The organism is Paenibacillus forsythiae T98, assembly GCF_000520735.1.
Classification (GTDB): Bacteria; Bacillota; Bacilli; order Paenibacillales; family Paenibacillaceae; genus Paenibacillus_AQ; species Paenibacillus_AQ forsythiae.
This window is the reverse complement of the sequence record NZ_ASSC01000256.1, coordinates 1-1192: the sequence shown is the minus strand read 5'-3', so window position 1 is coordinate 1192 and position 1192 is coordinate 1. Positions and strand designations below refer to the sequence as shown.

Genomic DNA, 1192 nt, shown 5'->3' with positions numbered 1-1192 from the left:
CTATATATTCGGTGAAAAACAAATGGAATAATGTGGACGTAGAAAACCCAAAAGAAATAAATTCCAGTATAATAGTCTTCAATCATATAATCATTGGAGACGATACAAATGAGCGTACGAGTTGGTGTGGCAGAAGAACACAAAGCAGTAGCCATTCAGGAAATCAAAGCCGCGATGAAAATAAACAAAGATGTACGTATGCATGAAAGGTATCAGACGATCCTCATGCTGTTACTTGGTGAATCTTACGAACGGATTTCCGAAGTGACAGGACGGACGATATCGACCTTATATAACTACAGCAAAGCTTACCGAGAACAAGGGATGCAGGGGCTACAAATCGGACGTCCTCCAGGACGACATCGCTTGTTAACTGCTGAACAAGAGCAACAAGTGTATGAAGTGGTAACGAATCAAACGCCCGAGGATCAAGGATTTCCTTCCCAGATGAACTGGACTTCTCCACTCGTTCGGAAATGGATCGAACAAAAGTGGAATATTCGGTATTCGGATCGGGGGACACGAGACCTGTTGTACCGTTTGAAGCTTAGCTTTACGAAGCCGACCTACACACTGGCTAAAGCAGACCCACAGAAACAAGAAGAATTCAAAGAACACTTTCAGGAGTTAAAAAAAACTCCTCGCTGGGCGCATCGACCGGATTCTGTTTGAAGATGAGTCCATGATCCGGGATTACCAAGCGCTTTCTCGTACCTGGTTTCCCAAGGGGCAGCAAAAAATCATTCCCACCTACGGCAAGCATTGGGGAGCGAAGCTGATTGGAACGCTGGATTATGAATCCGGTGAAGTATTTTGCGTACAAGAAGAACAGTACACCGCCAAAGAATTCTTGTCCTTTCTGGAACGTCTCTTAGAAAAATATGAAGGGGATCGAATCGTGATGATTTTGGATAATGCACGAATCCATCATGCCGACCTCATCCAGCCTTTTTTAAAAGAACATCAAGCCAAGCTCACCTTGGTTTACTTGCCTCCGTATAGTCCGAATTTGAATATGATTGAAGAATTATGGGCCTGGCTAAAATCATCCGTGATTCATAATGTCTTCTTTGACTCGGTACAAAAAATTCGTAAAGCTGTTCAAGGATTCATCCGATTGATTAATGAAACGCCTGCCGCTACAGTTGAACGGTTATGTCTCCAATTCTAAATATTAAATGCCGAATATATA

1 protein-coding gene is annotated in these 1192 nt (G+C 42.8%); it reads left to right on the top strand.

The genetic code is table 11. From position 1 onward, the window contains the following. Nucleotides 1–126: 126 nt before the first annotated feature. A protein-coding gene (locus L692_RS31090; protein WP_376717986.1) for an IS630 family transposase occupies nucleotides 127–1171 on the top strand; the annotation gives its coding sequence in 2 pieces (ribosomal slippage) (nucleotides 127–630 and nucleotides 632–1171; 1044 coding nt in all). Nucleotides 1172–1192 lie beyond the last annotated feature (21 nt).